This window comes from Paraburkholderia hospita, from assembly GCF_002902965.1.
Taxonomy (GTDB): Bacteria; Pseudomonadota; Gammaproteobacteria; order Burkholderiales; family Burkholderiaceae; genus Paraburkholderia; species Paraburkholderia hospita.
In genome coordinates this window covers 3993287-4010083 of record NZ_CP026105.1, presented here as the reverse complement: position 1 = coordinate 4010083, position 16797 = coordinate 3993287, and the positions used below count along the sequence as shown (strand labels likewise).

The following is a 16797-nucleotide window of genomic DNA, read 5'->3' as shown; positions in this document are numbered from 1 at the left end:
AAGGGGCAGATTCTCCCGATATGTGGGAAAAATCTCCCCGCCGCGCGGCCCAAATGACACAGCAAGAAGCGGAGCGTACTGTGTGAACCTGCCCGCTAAAGTGGTAAGCATCAAAACCGTCCCCCGGGGCAAACGATGAACACAGCCATCTCCCAAGCGACGCCCGACACGTTCGCCAACGACGACGAGCGCTGGACAGCCGTCCTGAAACGCGACATGTCCGCCGACGGCGCCTTCTTCTACGGCGTTCGGACGACGGGTGTGTTCTGCCGTCCGTCGTGCGCCTCACGCCTGCCGCGCCGCGAGAATGTCGACTTCTTTACTTCAACCGACGAAGCGCGTGCCGCCGGCTATCGAGAGTGCAAGCGCTGCCAGCCGGGCGGCCTGCCGCGCGAACTCGAGATCGTGAACCGCGCCTGCGCCGCGCTCGACGCAGACCCGCAGCAACGCCTCACGCTCGCGCAACTGAGCGACGCAGTGCACGTCAGCCCGTTTCACCTGCAGCGGCTTTTCAAGCGTGTAGTCGGCGTGTCGCCGCGGCAATACCAGGCGGCCCATCGCGGCGCGGCATTGCGCGACGCGCTGCAACGGGGCGCGGACGTGACCCGCGCAACCGTCGACGCTGGCTTCGGCTCGCCGTCCCGGATGTACGATACGGCCGCCGCAGAGCTGGGCATGGCGCCGTCCGAATATCGGCGCAAAGGCGCGGGGCTGCGCGTCCGCTACGCGAGCGCGCAGACTTCGCTCGGCCTCGTGCTGGTCGCGACGACCGACAAGGGCATCTGCAAGATCGCCTTCGGCGACGATGAAGCGTTGCTCGTCGACGACCTGCGCAACGAATTCGCGAGCGCGGAACTGATCGACGATCCGAAACGGCTCGCGCCTTTCATCGAGCAGATCGACGGTTATTTGCGCGGCACGCGTCAGCGTTTCGATCTGCCGCTCGATATCGCCGCCACGGCGTTCCAGCAGCGCGTGTGGGAAGCGCTGCGCCGCATCCCGTACGGCGAGACGCGCAGCTATTCGCAGATTGCCGAAGCCGTCGGTTCGCCGCGCGCAGTGCGGGCCGTCGCCAATGCATGCGGATCGAACCCTGTCGCGCTCGCGATACCTTGCCACCGCGTTGTGCACAAGGACGGCGCGCTGGCGGGCTATCGCTGGGGTGTCGCGCGCAAGGCCGTGCTGCTCGATACCGAGACACACCGCGAATCGCGCGACGCCGCCGAGGCCACTCATCCCACCGCCGACATGGATCACGCCGCTTGAGCCCCACGCCGACCGTCACACTCGAACTCCCGTTCAAAGCTCCCTATGACTGGCCGCGCGTCCTCCGCTTCTTCGGAGGACGCGCGACGCCGGGCGTCGAAGCCGTCGAAGACGGCGTATGGCGTCGCGCGATCGGCTGGAACGGCGACAGCGGCACGCTCAACGTCCGCAAGCATCCGCGCAGACATTGCATTGTCGCAACCATCGACGGCGCCGCGAGCCGTCACGCGGACGCGCTCGCTGCGCCGATCTCGCGCATGTTCGATTTGCACGCGGATCCAAAGGCGATCGGCGCAAGCCTCGCGGGCGATCCCTGGCTCGCACCGCTGGTCGCCGCGGCGCCCGGCCTGCGCGTGCCCGGTGCGTGGTCCGGGTTCGAGCTCGTCGTGCGGGCCATCGTTGGCCAGCAGGTCAGCGTGAAGGCCGCGACGACGATCATCGGACGGATCGTGCAGCGCGCCGGCGAGCGCATCGACGGTCATCCGCACGAGAGCACCGCGTGGCGCTTCCCGACGCCCGCCGCGCTCGCTGCCGTCGATCTTGCGCAGATCGGCATGCCCGGCAAGCGCATCGACGCGTTGCAAGGCTTTGCGCGCGCCGTGGCGGACGGAGACATGCCGATCGACAGCATCGGCAGCGCGTCCTTCGATCTTGCGCAGTTGCGCGCGTCGTTGCTCGCGCTGCCCGGAATCGGTCCCTGGACCGTCGAATACGTCGCGATGCGCGCCTGGCGGGACGCCGACGCGTGGCCCGCGTGGGACCTCGTGCTGATGCAGGCGATCGCAGCGCGCGATCCGGCGCTCGTGCGTCCCAACCAGCAGCGCGCGCGCACGGACGCGTGGCGGCCGTGGCGTGCCTATGCGGCGATGCATCTGTGGAATGAAGTCGCCGATCGGGCGGGCGCCGCACGCGGCGGCTAGCGGCCTTCCGCACATATCGGCGAACGTCGTCGATCGACTTCGCGGCCCTGCGCGGCGTAGAGTGAGAAGACGCGCAGCAGGCGCCCGAAGCCCGCTTGCAAGCGGCGCGGGAGCGGCCTGAGGCAACGCCAAGCAGCCGTTCTGGCGAGATGTTAAAGTGCCCGCTACTGAAAATTCCGCCGAACACGGTCGACCGCGCCGAGCAGCACCGTGCGGCGCACGGCGGCCGACCCTGTTCGACCCGCATCAATGCCAAACACGACACCCTCCCGCACGACCGACGCGCTGCTGCACCGCCTGTCCGTGCTGACATCCGGCCCGCAGCGCGACGCGCTGACGACCGGTTTGCGCGGCATCGAAAAGGAAAGCCTGCGCGTCATGCCCGACGGCCATCTCGCGATGGCGCCGCATCCGCGCGCGCTCGGCTCGGCGCTCACCCATCCTTCGCTGACCACGGACTATTCGGAAGCACTGCTCGAACTGATCACGTCCGCCGAGCACGACGCGGCGACCACGCTCGAGCGTCTCGACACGCTGCATCGCTTCGTTTATTCGGCCATCGGTGACGAGGTGCTGTGGAACAACTCGATGCCCGGCGTTCTGCCCGAAGACGATGAGATTCCGATCGCGGACTATGGCACGTCGAATATCGGCAAGCTGAAGTACGTGTACCGCGTCGGACTCGCGCTGCGCTACGGACGCACGATGCAATGTATCGCGGGCATCCACTACAACTATTCGTTGAACGAAGAAGTGTGGCGGCTGTTGCATGCCGACCAGCAATCCACGGCCAATGCCGTCGATTTCCAGTCCGACCGCTATCTCGCGCTGATCCGCAATTTCCGCCGCACGAGCTGGCTGCTGATGTATCTGTTCGGCGCGTCGCCAGCGCTGGACCGGCGCTTTCTGCGCGGCCGTCCGCATACGCTCGACACGTTCGACGCCGACACGCTGTATCGGCCGTACGCGACGAGCCTGCGCATGAGCGATCTCGGTTATTCGAATACGACCGCGCAAGCTGCGCTGCACGCCGACTACGACACGCTGCCCGGCTACCTCGATGCGCTCGCTAAAGCCGTCAGCCAGCCGTATCCGCAGTACGAAGCAATCGGCACGCAGCGCGACGGCGAATGGGTGCAGATCAACACCAACGTGCTGCAGATCGAAAACGAGTTCTACTCGACGATTCGCCCGAAGCGCGTCACGTATCCGGGCGAGCGTCCGTTGCATGCGCTTGCGGCGCGCGGCGTCCAGTATGTCGAAGTGCGCTGCATGGATATCGATCCGTTCGAACCGACGGGTATTTCGCTCGAAGCCGCGCGTTTTCTCGACGCCTATCTGCTCGTGTGCGCGCTCGACGAAAGCGCGCCGCTGCCGCCGCCGGCCTATACGGAAGCGAACCAGAACTTCGGCCGCGTGACGATGGAAGGGCGCAAGCCCGGCCTCGAACTGGTTCGCGACGGACAACCCGTCAAGATGCTCGACTGGGCCAATGAATTGCTCGCGAAAATCGATCACGCAGCCGCCGTGCTCGATTCGATTCGCGGCGACGACAGCCACGCGCGCTCGGTCGCGACACAACGCGCGAAGCTCGCGGACGCGTCGTTGACGCCGTCGGCCCGCGTGCTGCAGATCATGCGCGACAAGCAGCAGAGCTTCCTCGACTTCGGTCTCGCGCAGAGCGTCGCGCACGCGGAGCATTTCCGCGCGCGTCCGCTGGATGCAGCGCAAACGCAGGAGTTCGCTGCGCTCGCAACGCAATCGCTCGCCGAACAGGCCAAGCTGGAGCGCGAAGAAGTGGGTTCATTCGACGCGTTCGTTGCCGCGTATCGCGCTTATACGTTGAACCGCTTCAGCGTTTAGTCTGGTACGCCATCGCGTCCGCGACTCGCATCTGATGAGGGCAGCTTCGTGCTGCCCTTTTTCATGGTGCGCAAGCCGGGGACGGAAATTGCTGCAATAGATCTCGCGGTGCCCGAACGTCGCTCTGACTTCATGCGCGCGGTATGAAACGCGTCGGCAACGTCGCGGTCCAAGCCTGTATAACGCAACGCTTCGCCGCTCCGACATGGGTGAGGGAGGAATCCGGGTTATGAACAAAGGTCTGATAGCCGCGCTTTGGGTCGCGGTTTGCGTGTCAGCCGCCGGTTGCTCGACGCGAGGGCAGGTCAATCCCGATGTGATGCAGATCGCGACCGCGCCGCTGACCTGCGACAGCAAGAGTCAATGCGACGCGTGGTGGCAGCGCGCGCGCACGTGGGTCACGACGCATTCCCGTTATGAGGTCGCCACCGCGACCGATACGCTGATCCAGACAGCGGGGCCGGATGGCGGCAAGCGCGATCTCTCATTCGAAATCACGAAGACACCGAACAACGACGGCACATCGACGATCGGTTTTGCCGCGCATTGCGATAGCTCACTCGGATGCAAGCCGAACCCGTGGGAAGCGGGCGCCGACTTCAAGCAGTTCGTGCGCGGCGGCGCGGCGAATGTGGCGACGCCATTGCAATCCGGACAGTCGGGCGGATCGAGTGGTCAATCGGTCTCGTCGCCGACGGGCGAACCCGTTTCACAGTAGGACGAATCAAATCGAAGCAAATTTTTGATTAAGACTTCTCCGATTGGAGTAGAGACCCGCAGCCCCTATCGTCTCGTAACTCTAATTTCTTCTGCGAGAAGTCTCATGTTCTTTCGTATCTCGACGGCGATCGCTTGCGTCGCCGGCATCGCGGGATGCACATCCTATTCCGGGCCTGCCCACAACACCGATGTCGTGACTTTGGCCAACGGTACTCAAGCGTATCGCGTCCAATGTCTCGGTTTGCTTGAAAGCTCCAAGACCTGCATGGCCGAAGTAAAGCGCATCTGCGGCGACAAGCCGGCTGTGCGTGTTTCGTCGGTCGATCACATCACGTCGGATCTCAAGTCGGAAAACGATCCGAATGAAATCACGTTCCAGTGCGCGACGCCCGTTGTCGAGCAACCTGTCCAGCCGGCGCCGGTCGTCGTAGCGCCCGTTGTTGCGCCCGCTCCCGCCCCTGTCCGGCACGCACCGCAGCGCAAGATCACGTTGCAAGGCGACGCGACGTTCGCCGTCGGCAGCGCGACGCTGACGCCTATCGCGACAGCGAAGCTCGATGATTTCGTCGCGGCCAACCAGGGTGTTGATATCGAACGTATGACGATCGCCGGCTATACCGATTCGACGGGTTCGGCCGAACTGAACAACCGTCTTTCGGCAGCACGTGCGCGTTCGGTGCAGAGCTATCTGGCAACGGCTGGCCTGCGTGCTTCGAAGTGGGATGTGGAAGGCTACGGCAGCGCATCGCCCGTCGCGCCGAACACGACGGCTATCGGCCGCGCGAAGAACCGCCGCGTCGAGATCCAGGTCGACGGCAAGTAATCTCTCTCGTTGAAGCATCGGGAGCCGCCGCGCCCTTTTTGGGCTTCGTAACCCACACGAGACACGCAAGCACCACGAAGCCCGCACACGAGATGCGGAAGAAATCGTTGGTCGCCATCATGTAGCCCTGTTGCGTGACGATCTCGTTCAGTTGCGCCGTCACCGCCTGTCCCTTGAAACCCAGCGTCGTCAGCAGATCGCTATAAGACGTCGTATTCGCCGAATAGGTGCTCACCGATTCCGACAACACCGCGTGGTGATAGATCGCGTCGTTTTCCCAATACGTCGTGCTGGCCGCCGTGCCGATTGCGCCTGACAGTGTGCGCAGAAAATTCGATAACCCAGATGCGCTTGCCAGCCGTTCATCCGAAATGCTGGACAGCGTGATAGTCGCCATCGGCACGAAGAAGCAGGCCACGCCGATGCCCTGCACGAGACGCGGCAGAATCACCTGATTGAACGGTGCATCGAGCGTGAACGTCGAGTTCCACAACGACACGATCGCAAACACGACGAACGCGAAGCTCGCGACGATCCGCAAATTGAGCCGATGCATGTTGCGCCCGATCATCGGCGACAGCACGAGCGCGAGCAGTCCGACGGGCGCGGTCGCGAGCCCCGCTTTTCCCGCCGTGTAGCCCATCACCGTCTGCAGCCAGAGCGGAAAAATCACGACGGAGCCGAAGAATGCCATAAAGCCGAACGAGATGATCAGCGCGCCCAGTGCGAAGTTGCGGTCTTTGAAGAGCGACAGGTCGACGACGGTTTCTTTCTCCGTCATCTCCCACACGATCATGAACGCGAGCGACGTCACCGCAATGATCGCGAGCGCGACGATGAACGTCGAGCTGAACCAGTCGCGGTCCTTGCCGAGGTCGAGCATCATCTGCAGGCATGACACGCCGATCACCAGCAGTCCGAGACCGATGCCGTCGATGCGCTGTTTCGTCGTCTGCGTTTCGCGTCCGCGCAGCAGAAAGTACGAGCACGCCGCCGAGAAGAGGCCAATCGGCAGATTGATGTAGAAGATCCATGGCCAGGTGTAGTTGTCGGTGATCCAGCCGCCCATCACGGGACCGAAAATCGGCGCGACGATCACGGTCATTGCCCATAAGCCGAGCGCGAGGCCGCGTTTCTCGAGCGGGTAGGAGCGCATCAGAATCGTCTGCGAAAGCGGCACCATCGGACCGGAAACCAGCCCCTGAAGCAGACGGAACGCGATCAGCGACTCGAAATTGTGCGCGAAGCCGCAAGCCGCGGACGCGATGGTAAAGAGCAGCACCGACAGCGTGAACAGCCGGACTTCGCCGACCCTCCGCGCGAGCGGCAAACCACCGCCGATCCGCGCGTCTAAGCGACTCGCACATCGCTTCGGGATAAAGGCCGTCGTAGGGCGGCCTTTGCTTTTCCACCCTGCAGCATGGCACTCGCACAAATAGCGCCGTAACAGCGCGTAACCGTCGCCTCACCGTCGGTAACACACATGGGGCGCGGGCGGCATTACTCTTTCGATTTCATTGCCGGGCAATGCGTGCGCTACCATTCGAGCCATCGCGAGCACGCGCCGTCCATCGCGCGAGCAGCCGCTCCGCATTTCGCCTCGGCGCATGACGCTTTCCGAATCGACAGGAATTCATTTGCATGCAGTTTGATCGAACTTCGCGCGCACGCGCCTCGGTCGCGAACGTCGTGGGGCAACGCGTCCTGAACATCGGCATTTGCGCCGCGCTGGCGTTCGCGCTGGCCGGCTGTGCGGTCGGTCCCGATTACAAGCGGCCGTCGGTAGACATTCCGGCCTCGTACAAGGAAGCCGCCGACGGCTGGAAAGTCGCGCAGCCCGCCGACCAGCAAGACCGCGGCGCGTGGTGGGTCATCTACAACGATCCACAGCTTAGCGCGCTCGAAGACAAGCTCAACGCGTCGAACCAGACCGTCGCGCAGTTCGCCGCCGCCTACCGGCAGGCGCGCGCGCTGGTTGGCGAGGCGCGCGCGGCGTACTTCCCGGTGATCAGCGCAGGGGCGAGCGCGTCGCGCTCGCGCACGCCGAGCCGCAGCTTCAGCGGCTCGGTAACGGGCGGGGGCGGCGGCACGACGTCGTCGCTGAGCAGTTCCGGCACGATCAGCAACAGCTACAGCCTGTCGCTCGACGCCACCTGGGAACCCGACCTCTGGGGCAAGGTGAGCCGCACCGTCGCGAGCCAGCAGGCGGGCCAGCAGGCCGCCGCCGCCGATCTGGCGAACGCGCGCCTCTCGGCGCAGGCGACGCTCGCGCAAACCTACTTCAACATCCGTTTGCTCGACGCGCAGCAAAAGCTGCTCGACGATACCGTCGCCGCCTACCAGCGCTCGCTCACGCTCACGCAGAACCGCTACGCGCAGGGCGTCGCCGCCCGCTCGGATGTGATTCAGGCGCAAACGCAGCTGCAAACGGCGCAGGCTGCCGCCATCGACAACGGCGTCGCGCGCGCGCAAAACGAGCACGCGATCGCCGTGCTGGTCGGCGAACCGGCTTCCGCGTTCTCGCTGCCGCCCGCGCCGCTCGATGCCGTGCCGCCCGCCACGCCCGCGCAACTGCCGTCGGCGTTGCTCGAACGGCGCCCGGATATCGCATCGGCCGAGCGCAAAGCGGCGGCGGCGAACGAGCAAATCGGGGTCGCGATTTCTGCGTTCTTCCCGACGCTGACGCTGTCGGCCAGCGGCGGCTTCGAAAGCTCGGTGTTCTCGCAGTTGCTGCAAATGCCGTCGCGCTTCTGGACGCTTGGACCCTCGCTCGCCCAGACCATCTTCGACGCGGGTCTCCGCAAGGCGCAGACGGACGCCGCACGCGCCACCTATGACCAGGACGTCGCCACCTACCGGCTAGCCGTGCTGACGGCGTTCCAGGACGTCGAGGACAACCTTGCTTCGCTGCGCATCCTCGAGCAGGAAGTCACGGTGCAGCAGCAGGCCGTCCAGTCCGCGCAGCAGGCGCTCGAAATCGTCACGAACCAGTACAAATCGGGCACCGTCGACTATCTGAACGTGCTGACCGCGCAGACCACCGCGTTCACCGCCGAGCAGAAGCTGGCGAGCATCGCGGGGCAGCGGATGGTGTCGTCGGTCGGGCTCGTCAAGGCGCTCGGCGGCGGCTGGGAAGTCGAGCAGATGAATCGCGAGACGGGCGATGTCGCAGCGCCTGTGCCCGCGTCCGCGCCTGTCGCGCCCGTTGCGAAATCGTCCACCTCAGCGGGCTAAACGGCAAATCCACCAACGCAAACGGCCGCCATGCGCAGACATGGCGGCCGTTGTGTTTTCTGCAGGCAAGAAGCGAAAAGATCAGTGGACGAAGGTCAGCGCGACCTGTCCAGGCCCAGTCGGGCGTCCGAGCAGATTCAGAAGACCGGCGAGATTGTCGACGGAGTCGGGCGTCGTGCTCGCCGTGCCCATGAACGACGTTGAGGCCTCGCTGAGCGTGCCGTGACCGTTCAGCAGCAGCGGCCCCTTCGTCGTCGACAGATCGAGCGTGCCCGATCCACCCTGCGCCTGAAACACCACGCGATACGACCCGAGCGGCTTCACGCGCGACACGCGCGAGCTCATGTCGTTCAGCGTCACGATCAACTGACCGAATGCCTGGCGATTGAAGCTACGCCAGTCGGTCCACGTCAGCCGCACGTCGCCTTGCAGATCGAGCGTGTTGAACGGCGCACCGAGGCCCGCGAGCAACGACGCAGGCACGGCGATCGTGCCGCCCGACAGCGTCGCGCTGCGCATCGTTGCATCGACCGTGACGGGGTCGTGCATCGCCTGGCTTTGCAGCATCTGCATCCGCACGCGGCCCGTTAACAGCGGCCAGAACGACGTGCGCCATTCGATGCGCCCCGGTAGCAGCGTCGCGCTTTCTGCGCCCGGCCCGGCGGCGAGCATCAGCGACGCCGATCCGTGCCACAGCGAACCTGACGGCTCGACGAGATTGACATGCCCTTGCGTGGCCTTCGCGAACTGCGGCGTGACCCAGGCGGCGGGCGCCATCACGAGCAGCACCACGACGTTCGCGATCAGCGCGACGGCGATCCAGGGCAGCGCGGCGCGTAATCGCCGCATCCAGAAACTCATGCGTGATCCCGTGGCTGTGCCGTCATTTGATCGTTGCCGGTTGCAGCGATGCCGTCAGATCGACCTGCCCGTCCTGCTTCAACCCCGTGACATGCGCCTCGGACACCTGCACCTTGAACTGCTTGCGCGCGTCGTCGAGCCATTCGGTCCACGCGGGAAACGACGCGTTCTTCAACTGGATCTGCACTGCGTTGCCGAGCACCTGTACCTGCGTCGGTGCGAGGCCGTGGTCGTTCAGCGACGCCGTCAGCGCATCCTTCAGCGCGCCGCCCGTCGGCGCCACACCCTGCGCCGCCGCCGACAGCGCGCGCGCCTCGTTCGCCTGCGCGGTCATCTGCGAAAGCTGCCGTTGCAGGCCCGGGATCGATTCATGCAACCGTGCGCGCCCTTCCTGCGCTGGCGCCCACAGCACCGACCAGATGATGACGACGGCCAGCACCGCGCCACCCCACGTCAAAAGCGCCTTTTCGCGCGGCGTGCGGGCATCCCAGAATCCGGCCCACGTGTTCAACAGTTCTGCTTTCATTGTCCGTTCCTGATCGTCCACTTGCCGGTGTTGCTGTCGATCGCGCCCGTCAGGCCATTGCGCGTCAGACGCTGCTGGAAGTCGGGATCGACCTTGATCTCGGGTTTGAACGTCACGTCGACCCGCCGGTCGTGGTAGTCCAGCGCGGCCAGGCCGTTGACGGGAATCGGACCCAGCGAGCGCGCGAGCCCATCCGCCAAGGACAGGAAATCGTCCGGCGACAGTTCGCCCGCGGCGACGCGCAATTGCTGCAACTGACGCGCCATCTGATCGGGCGCGTCGAGCACGACCGTCGTCTTCGGAAAGGTGTTGAGCAGCAGCTCGGTCATCTGCGCGCTGATCGCATCGCGCTGGCGCGACAGCATCAGCCACTGCACGTTCGCGCCGATGATTGCGACGAGCACCGTGCCCAGCAGCAGCCACAGTGGCAAGCGCAGGCGGCGTAGCGTAGCGCGATCGAGACGCCACGGCTGCACGGCAAATTCGAACTGCGCGAGATCGAAGCGGCACTGGATCGCGTTGCGCGCGAGCGTTTCGAACGACAGCGGCAGCGCGCCCGCAATCGACGTGTGACGTCCCGATTGCGCCACCGACGCAATGCGCGGCTCGCTGCCAGGCAAATCGACGAGCGTGTACAACGTGACGGGCGCATTGCCCGCGAGCGCCGCCACCGTCGTGCCGACGGCCGATTCCGGGACGGCCAGCCCTTCGCCGAGCGGACCGCGCACGAGCGCAAGCTCGACGCGCGGCGGTGCGGCATCGACGGCGCCTTCGCCGAGCATGGCGGCCGTCGACGGCACGACATGGCCCAGCACGGCCGCAACGACGGGCGTGAGGCCCGAGACGGCCGGTTCGACGTGCGGCGGCGCAGAATCGGCACCAGCGGCCACGACTTCTTCCGCATGCACTTCAGCCGCCATCACCGCGGCGACGGGTTGCGGCAAACAACGCGTAACAGGCACCGCCTTCAGATTGCGATGACCCGCCGCTGCAAACGTCTCGACGATATAGCGGAACCAGCCACGATCGACGATCGCGAGCACGTGGCGATTGCCGGCGAGCGGCTGTGGATCGAGCGCGATGTGCGTGGTCTGCGCGTCCTGGATCAGCTGATCTTCGACGACGTTCGGCAGCGCCTGACGCAAGCGTGGCCCCTTCAGCGGCGGCACGGCCGTAGCGAGCATCAGGCAGTCGCGCGCGGCGAGCATCAGCACGGTCGAGCTTGCGCGCGGCAGCAAACCGGGCGCCGAGCGGCCGGCGCGCTGGGTGCGCCCCGATTTGTCGAGCAGCAGAAACGGCAGCTCCGGCAGTTGCCATTCCTGCGACGGCACCGCCGGATCACGCGGCGGCAGAAGAACGATCAGCGTGCTCAAAGGCCACTCTCTCGAGAAATTGCGTTGTTCATAGTTGGTCTCGTCCCCATACGATACGCGTCGTATGCGTCAGCGCGTCGCGATAGACGAGGGTGGTGCGATCGACTTCGGCGCGCTCGTGCTCGACGCGTCCATGAATCAGGAAATAGCTGGTGTTCACGTCGAGCTGGTTCGGATCGAACACGAGCTGCTGGACGCCCGCGCCGCGCAACGCGAGCTGCACATCGCCGACGTTGTGGAAGAACACGGTCTCGCGCCGCGCGACGAACGCCTGCGCATTCGACAGATTCATACCCGGCACGACAGCCGCGACCACTTCGGCGGGCGCGGTGTTCATGTTGACGGGCGTGGTCGTCGGCAGCACGGTCACGAACGGGCGCAGCCGCGCGATCATCTCCGGCGTGAAGCCGGGCACGTCGAGCAGCGAGTCGACGCCCGTCATCTGAAGCGGCGCGACGGGCGCGTTTTCATCGGCGTCTTCCAGACCGGGTTGATCGGTGTAGTTGCCGCCGCCCGCCGCGCCGCCTTGCATCTGCGTGGGATCGAGGGTAGTGGGATTGGCCGCCGTCTGGAAACGGGTCGCCGATTGCCGCAGTCCCGCGCGCAATTGCAGCGCCGTGTTCTTGGCCAGTTGCCCGTTGATGCCGAGCAGCTGCAACAAGCGCTGGAACGACTGAACCTGCTGGATGTTCAGCGTCAGTGCGCCCGGCACCGCCGTCGAAACGAGGTTGCGCAGATTGAATTTGGCCTGCGCATCTTCGATCGAACCGGAGATATAGGTCGCCCCGCCTTCCTGTGCGCGCACCTCGCCGATCTGCCCGAGAAAATCGGACAGGCGCGTGCGCGCGATCGGCACGCCCCAGACGCCGCCGAGATACGTGATTCCCGCCGACGTATCGCCTTCGGAACGAAGAATGAGCCGCGTCCAGTCGAGCGCGCCGCGCGACACCCACTGCGCCTGCGCCAGCAGCCGTTGATTCTCGATGCGCCGGATCTGCACCTGTTCCCGCCAGAGCATGCCGGAAACAAGAATCGCAGACAGCGCGACCACCAGCAGCGCGCTGATGATGGCAGCGCCGCGTTGAGCCGCAGATTTCGAACGGGCAGGGCGAAAGCGCTTGATCAAAACTCACTCCCCAACGAGAAAAACCCGGGTAACCGGCCGCGCGAGCGAACTCGCGCCGATGCTCACTTCGAGCCCCGTCACCGACCTCGGCAGCGGCGCATTGCCGAGCTGAGGCACCTTCAGATTATTGTCGTTCTCCGTAATCGCAGACTGCACATCTTTCATCTGCGTCGTCCAGCCGACTTTCGGCACATACAGCCGCGCGGTAATCGCGCCGATACCGCCGATCAACGGCACGGCGTTCCAGTTCTCATTCTCCGAACCGCCGAGCGCGCGGCGCACCTCGCCGATGTTCGCCAACGGCGGCGACGCATAGCGCAGAATCCGTCCTTCCGTGATCCGATACCGAACGACCACCAACCGGGGCGGCGCACCCGGCGCGCGCATGTGCCGCACGATCTGCAGCGCATTGCCGTTCACCGCGACGGCTGGTTCGCCCGCTTCGTCGTCGGATGCGGCGTTGCGCACGTCGATGCGCATCTGATCGAAAAACTGCGCGAACACGCGCTCGTCTTCCATCGCGTTGGTAATCGTCTGCCGTCCGCGGATGATCTGATCGAGTCCGCGCCACGACAGCACCGCGATCACCGCCAGAATCGCGATCGCGACGAGCAGCTCGATCAACGTGAATCCGCACGCTGTCTTCCTGAGCAGCGGCGAGCGTCGAACGCGCGACGCGTCGTGCTCAGAGCGAGCGATTCGTTTCATTCGCGATCACCGTCACCATCTGCGCGAGGTTGCCCGATCGACCGGGCGACGTCACTGAAACCTCGACGCGTCGAAACACCGGGTTCGGCGTCGCGCTCACGTTTTCCGTGCAAATCAGTTGCAGGTTGCCCTGCGAGCAGTCGAAACTCTGCGAGCCGACTTCGGGCCACGCGTGCGCCAGGTGCAGCTGGGCGAGCGCGTTGTCCGCGCTCCAGCCTGCCAGCAACCGGCGATGCAGATCGGCCTCGCCCGTCGCGAGACTGCCGACCGCGCGCAGCGAAGCGGCCAGCGCGACCGCGATGATCGCCAGCGCAACCAGCACTTCGATCATCGTGAAGCCTCCCGCCCGCTTGCGATTCTGGTTATCAACAGCGCCGCGCACGCGGCGAAGACGAAGCGCGAACTGCATCAGCGCACCTCGTACCGGCCGTTGCCCGTGCCGATGATCGTGACGCGCCCCACGGCGGAAAAGAGTGTCACCTGCACGGGCGTATCGATGCTCTCGGTGCCGAACACGATGCGATCCGAATGCGTGTCGGAGCCGGGATACTCGATCGTCACGCCCGTCACGCCGCCTTCCCAGCGGCGCGGCCCGAGCAGATCGTCGCGCAACGGACGCCAGCCATCGTTGGTGCGGACATCGAAACGAAAGCCACCATCCAGTGGCAGCCACGAAATAGGGCGCGCGCGCACTTGCGCTTCGTCGCCCGCCGATTCGAACAGCAGCGCGAGGCGCTGCGCTTCCTCGTTCAGATCCGTGCGCGGATTGCGCGTCAGCGATAGCGACGCAAGCGACACCAGCAGGCCTGCGATCACCAGCACGACCAGCATTTCGAGCAGCGTGAAGCCGCGCTGGCGCTCGCGTGCCGCCGTGCGCATTGCATGCCGCTTCATGCAGCCGCGCGCGTCGTCGACGAGGGCGGCCTCACGAAGGGCGTGCGGCATGCAGTGGTGCAATCGCATGGTGCCGGTAACGATCGATATCGATTGAATCAGCGTATCGAGCTTATTGCCACGAGCCGACGTCGGCATCGTTGCCTTCGCCGCCCGCCTTGCCGTCCGCGCCGTAGCTGAACACGTCGATCTCGCCGTGCACACCCGGGTTCAGGTACTGGTACGTGTTGCCCCACGGGTCGTTAGGCAGACGCTCGAGATATCCGCCGTCCTTCCAGTTGTTCGGCACCGGGTCCGTCGACGGCTTTTCAATCAGCGCACGTAGCCCTTGCTCCTGCGTCGGATAGCGGCCGTTGTCGAGACGATAGAGCTTCAGCGACTGCATGATGGTGCCGATGTCCTGTCTGGCGGCGACGCGGCGCGCTTCGTCCGGGCGGCTCATGATCTTCGGCACGATCAGCGCAGCCAGAATGCCGAGGATCGCGATCACGACCATGATTTCGATCAGCGTGAACCCGCGTTGACGGCGGGCGCGCTCGCCCGCGCGCATGGCCGCGATCCCGTTGCGGCGACTGGTCCACATTTGCATAGCTTGCTACCTCGTTTGATTGAAGGGTCGATCGATCAGACGTCACGTAATGCGTTGAGAATTCAGCACTCTGCACGTCCGGTCGGTCATTTTAATGTCATGCAGTTGAAGGCTTCCGATCTGCCGATCCGTATGCCGCAAAATTCACAATAGTCCGTACAATTACACGCATGAACGCTCTCCAGATCCGCCTGATTTCGCTCGCTGTCTTCGCCGTGTTCTGCGCGACGCTCACTTACTGGGTTGTCACGCTCACGTCGCATTCCGGCGCGCCCGTGCCCGCTGCCGCCGTGCGCGCGCCCGTTTCGACAGATCAGGCCGCGGCGCTGTTCGGCGGCCAGCTCACGCGCACCGCGAATCAGGACATCCATCTGTTCGGCATCCTCGCGTTGAGCCACGGCGCCGCCGCGATCATCAGCACGGGCGGCGAACCGCCGCATGCCGTATCGCTGGGCAGCACCATCATGCAAGGCGCCAGGCTCGCCGAAGTGCGCGCCCGCTCGATCATCATCGACCGCAACGGCTCCCACTTCGAAGTCTTCCTTCCCGCGAACGCGCCCGGCCCGACCATCTACGTGCGCTGATGTCATTCACTGCCGGGCCGACGCAACCTGAAAGCGTCGGTCCAGCTTGCAAGTCTTTCGGACGGTAACGCGCCATCACTGCAGCGCTGTCACTGCACTAGGTTGTTCAACTCGATGATCGGCAGCATCACTGCGAGCACGATCACCAGCACCACGCCGCCCATCGCGAGAATCAGCAGCGGTTCGAGCAGGCTCGTCAGGAACATCGTGCGCCGTTCGAGTTCGCGCGCTTCGCCTTCGGCCGCGCGGTCAAGCATCGTCGTCACGTCGCCCGTTGCTTCGCCCGAACGGATCAGGTGCACGAGCACGGGCGGAAACGTCTTCGTGTTGCCGAGCGCTCGCGACAGCGATGTCCCTTCGCGCACGCGCACAATTGCATCGTCGATGTTGTTGCGCATCGCCTTGTTGCTGAGCGTTTCGCTCGCGGCCTGCAACGCGCGCAGAATCGGCACGCCCGCCGCCGTCAGAATGCCGAGCGTGCTCGCGAAACGCACCGTGTTGTAGCCGCGCACGAGCTTGCCGAAGAGGGGCGCCGTCAGCGTCCAGCGATCGAACGCGAGGCGCGGTCCCGGCTGCGCGAGTATCGCGCGCACCACGTACACGACGATCACCAGCGCGATCAGCACCACCCACCACCAGTTACGCACGAAGCCGGAGAGCGCCATCATCATCACGGTGAGGATCGGCAACTGCTGCTTCGTGCTCGCGAACACATTGACGACCTGCGGCACGACATAGCTCAACAGGAACGTGACGATGCCGAACGCGATGATCGTCACGATGGTCGGATACGTGAATGCGAGCACGATCTTCTGCTTGAGCGCGTTGCGCTGCTCGATGTAATCAGCGAGGCGCGACAGCACGAGTCCGAGCTTGCCCGTATGTTCGCCCGCTGCGACGAGCGCGCGATAAATCTCGGGAAAATCTTTCGGATGCTGCGACAGCGCGTTTGCCAGCGAATGGCCGCCCAGCACTTCCGCGCGGATCGCGGCCATCAGTTCGCGGATGTAATCGCGCTCCGATTGCTCGGTGAGCACTGAGAGCGCTTCGTCGAGCGGCAGACCGGCGATCAGAAGACTCGCGAGTTGCCGCGTGAGAATCGCCTGCTCGCGCTGCGACAGCTTGCGCCCCAACGACAGCCGCTGGGTGCGCTCGCCGCGCGTGCGCGTCGCCGCTGGTTCGACGACGAGCGGCGTGAGACCTTGCGTGCGCAACTGCGTGCGTGCGCCGCGCGCGCTGTCGGCATCGAGCACGCCTTTTTGCGCCTTGCCGGCGGCGTCGATCGCTTCGAAACGGAATGCGGGCATGCG

Annotated in this window: 16 protein-coding genes and 1 pseudogene; 7 read left to right on the top strand and 10 right to left on the bottom strand. The window is 65.0% G+C overall.

The features are described 5' to 3' along the window. The first annotated feature begins 135 nt into the window (after positions 1–135). The 5 genes from ada to C2L64_RS18210 all read left to right on the top strand — a co-directional run bounded on the left by ada (position 136) and on the right by C2L64_RS18210 (position 5592). Entirely contained in the window at positions 136–1266 is a 1131-nt protein-coding gene (ada, locus tag C2L64_RS18230; RefSeq protein ID WP_090834778.1) for a bifunctional DNA-binding transcriptional regulator/O6-methylguanine-DNA methyltransferase Ada, read from the top strand. Continuing rightward, positions 1263–2186, top strand: a complete 924-nt coding sequence (locus tag C2L64_RS18225; RefSeq protein ID WP_090834776.1) for a DNA-3-methyladenine glycosylase family protein — start codon at positions 1263–1265, stop codon at positions 2184–2186. Before ada ends, C2L64_RS18225 begins: the two co-directional genes overlap by 4 nt. 249 nt (positions 2187–2435) lie before the next feature. Then, positions 2436–4049 carry a glutamate--cysteine ligase gene (gene gshA, locus C2L64_RS18220; RefSeq protein WP_007581770.1) on the top strand — a complete coding sequence of 538 codons (1614 nt, stop codon included), beginning with the start codon at positions 2436–2438 and terminating at the stop codon, positions 4047–4049. Between the two features lie 229 nt (positions 4050–4278). Further along, positions 4279–4767, top strand: coding sequence for a hypothetical protein (locus tag C2L64_RS18215; RefSeq protein WP_090834775.1), 489 nt, complete (start codon positions 4279–4281; stop codon positions 4765–4767). Between the two features lie 267 nt (positions 4768–5034). Then, positions 5035–5592 carry an OmpA family protein gene (locus tag C2L64_RS18210; RefSeq protein ID WP_244212210.1) on the top strand — a complete coding sequence of 186 codons (558 nt, stop codon included), beginning with the start codon at positions 5035–5037 and terminating at the stop codon, positions 5590–5592. Positions 5593–5620: 28 nt separating this feature from the next. On the opposite strand, the pseudogene C2L64_RS18205 reads toward C2L64_RS18210, so the two are convergent. Continuing rightward, a pseudogene (locus C2L64_RS18205) lies at positions 5621–6916 on the bottom strand (DHA2 family efflux MFS transporter permease subunit); the annotation flags it as partial. Positions 6917–7233: 317 nt separating this feature from the next. On the opposite strand from C2L64_RS18205, the gene C2L64_RS18200 reads away from it, so the two are divergent. Continuing rightward, a complete protein-coding gene (locus C2L64_RS18200) occupies positions 7234–8826 on the top strand; it encodes an efflux transporter outer membrane subunit (RefSeq protein WP_090834771.1) in 1593 nt (530 codons plus the stop codon). A gap of 81 nt (positions 8827–8907) precedes the next feature. On the opposite strand, the gene C2L64_RS18195 is transcribed toward C2L64_RS18200, so the two are convergent. The 8 genes from C2L64_RS18195 to gspG all read right to left on the bottom strand — a co-directional run bounded on the left by C2L64_RS18195 (position 8908) and on the right by gspG (position 14903). Then, a complete protein-coding gene (locus C2L64_RS18195; RefSeq protein ID WP_090834766.1) occupies positions 8908–9687 on the bottom strand; it encodes a type II secretion system protein N in 780 nt (259 codons plus the stop codon). Positions 9688–9709: 22 nt separating this feature from the next. Beyond that, a complete protein-coding gene (gene gspM / locus C2L64_RS18190) occupies positions 9710–10213 on the bottom strand; it encodes a type II secretion system protein GspM (protein ID WP_090835022.1) in 504 nt (167 codons plus the stop codon). Continuing rightward, positions 10210–11586: a type II secretion system protein GspL gene (gene gspL / locus C2L64_RS18185; protein ID WP_090834762.1), complete on the bottom strand. Its 1377-nt coding sequence runs from the start codon at positions 11584–11586 to the stop codon at positions 10210–10212. The genes gspM and gspL overlap by 4 nt, the downstream gene beginning before the upstream one ends. Positions 11587–11614: 28 nt before the next feature. Then, positions 11615–12712 (bottom strand): type II secretion system minor pseudopilin GspK, encoded by a 1098-nt coding sequence (gene gspK, locus C2L64_RS18180; protein ID WP_090834760.1) that lies wholly within the window; start codon positions 12710–12712, stop codon positions 11615–11617. Between the two features lie 3 nt (positions 12713–12715). Next, entirely contained in the window at positions 12716–13420 is a 705-nt protein-coding gene (locus C2L64_RS18175) for a PulJ/GspJ family protein (protein ID WP_090834758.1), read from the bottom strand. Continuing rightward, the gene (gene gspI / locus C2L64_RS18170) at positions 13398–13829 is read right to left on the bottom strand and encodes a type II secretion system minor pseudopilin GspI (RefSeq protein ID WP_176133759.1); all 432 of its coding nucleotides are present in this window, start codon (positions 13827–13829) and stop codon (positions 13398–13400) included. The genes C2L64_RS18175 and gspI overlap by 23 nt, the downstream gene beginning before the upstream one ends. Continuing rightward, positions 13829–14314, bottom strand: a complete 486-nt coding sequence (locus tag C2L64_RS18165) for a GspH/FimT family pseudopilin (RefSeq protein ID WP_244144488.1) — start codon at positions 14312–14314, stop codon at positions 13829–13831. Before C2L64_RS18165 ends, gspI begins: the two co-directional genes overlap by 1 nt. Before the next feature lie 112 nt (positions 14315–14426). Then, positions 14427–14903 (bottom strand): type II secretion system major pseudopilin GspG, encoded by a 477-nt coding sequence (gene gspG, locus C2L64_RS18160; RefSeq protein WP_090834755.1) that lies wholly within the window; start codon positions 14901–14903, stop codon positions 14427–14429. A gap of 170 nt (positions 14904–15073) precedes the next feature. On the opposite strand from gspG, the gene C2L64_RS18155 reads away from it, so the two are divergent. Further along, the gene (locus tag C2L64_RS18155; RefSeq protein WP_090834751.1) at positions 15074–15487 is read left to right on the top strand and encodes a type II secretion system protein N; all 414 of its coding nucleotides are present in this window, start codon (positions 15074–15076) and stop codon (positions 15485–15487) included. An 89-nt stretch (positions 15488–15576) separates the two neighbouring features. Here C2L64_RS18155 and gspF read toward each other — a convergent pair whose 3' ends face one another. Beyond that, a complete protein-coding gene (gspF, locus tag C2L64_RS18150; protein WP_090834748.1) occupies positions 15577–16794 on the bottom strand; it encodes a type II secretion system inner membrane protein GspF in 1218 nt (405 codons plus the stop codon). Positions 16795–16797: the final 3 nt, after the last annotated feature.

What these genes read in the sequence shown, in the direction of transcription:
- ada (WP_090834778.1), top strand. Translation starts at nt 136, where the DNA reads ATGAACACAGCCATCTCCCAAGCGACGCCCGACACGTTCGCCAACGAC.
- gshA (WP_007581770.1), top strand. Translation starts at nt 2,436, where the DNA reads ATGCCAAACACGACACCCTCCCGCACGACCGACGCGCTGCTGCACCGC.
- C2L64_RS18215 (WP_090834775.1), top strand. Translation starts at nt 4,279, where the DNA reads ATGAACAAAGGTCTGATAGCCGCGCTTTGGGTCGCGGTTTGCGTGTCA.
- C2L64_RS18210 (WP_244212210.1), top strand. Translation starts at nt 5,035, where the DNA reads ATGGCCGAAGTAAAGCGCATCTGCGGCGACAAGCCGGCTGTGCGTGTT.
- C2L64_RS18200 (WP_090834771.1), top strand. Translation starts at nt 7,234, where the DNA reads ATGCAGTTTGATCGAACTTCGCGCGCACGCGCCTCGGTCGCGAACGTC.
- C2L64_RS18195 (WP_090834766.1), bottom strand. Translation starts at nt 9,687, where the DNA reads ATGAGTTTCTGGATGCGGCGATTACGCGCCGCGCTGCCCTGGATCGCC.
- gspM (WP_090835022.1), bottom strand. Translation starts at nt 10,213, where the DNA reads ATGAAAGCAGAACTGTTGAACACGTGGGCCGGATTCTGGGATGCCCGC.
- C2L64_RS18175 (WP_090834758.1), bottom strand. Translation starts at nt 13,420, where the DNA reads ATGAAACGAATCGCTCGCTCTGAGCACGACGCGTCGCGCGTTCGACGC.
- gspI (WP_176133759.1), bottom strand. Translation starts at nt 13,829, where the DNA reads ATGCAGTTCGCGCTTCGTCTTCGCCGCGTGCGCGGCGCTGTTGATAAC.
- C2L64_RS18165 (WP_244144488.1), bottom strand. Translation starts at nt 14,314, where the DNA reads ATGAAGCGGCATGCAATGCGCACGGCGGCACGCGAGCGCCAGCGCGGC.
- gspG (WP_090834755.1), bottom strand. Translation starts at nt 14,903, where the DNA reads ATGCAAATGTGGACCAGTCGCCGCAACGGGATCGCGGCCATGCGCGCG.
- C2L64_RS18155 (WP_090834751.1), top strand. Translation starts at nt 15,074, where the DNA reads ATGAACGCTCTCCAGATCCGCCTGATTTCGCTCGCTGTCTTCGCCGTG.
- gspF (WP_090834748.1), bottom strand. Translation starts at nt 16,794, where the DNA reads ATGCCCGCATTCCGTTTCGAAGCGATCGACGCCGCCGGCAAGGCGCAA.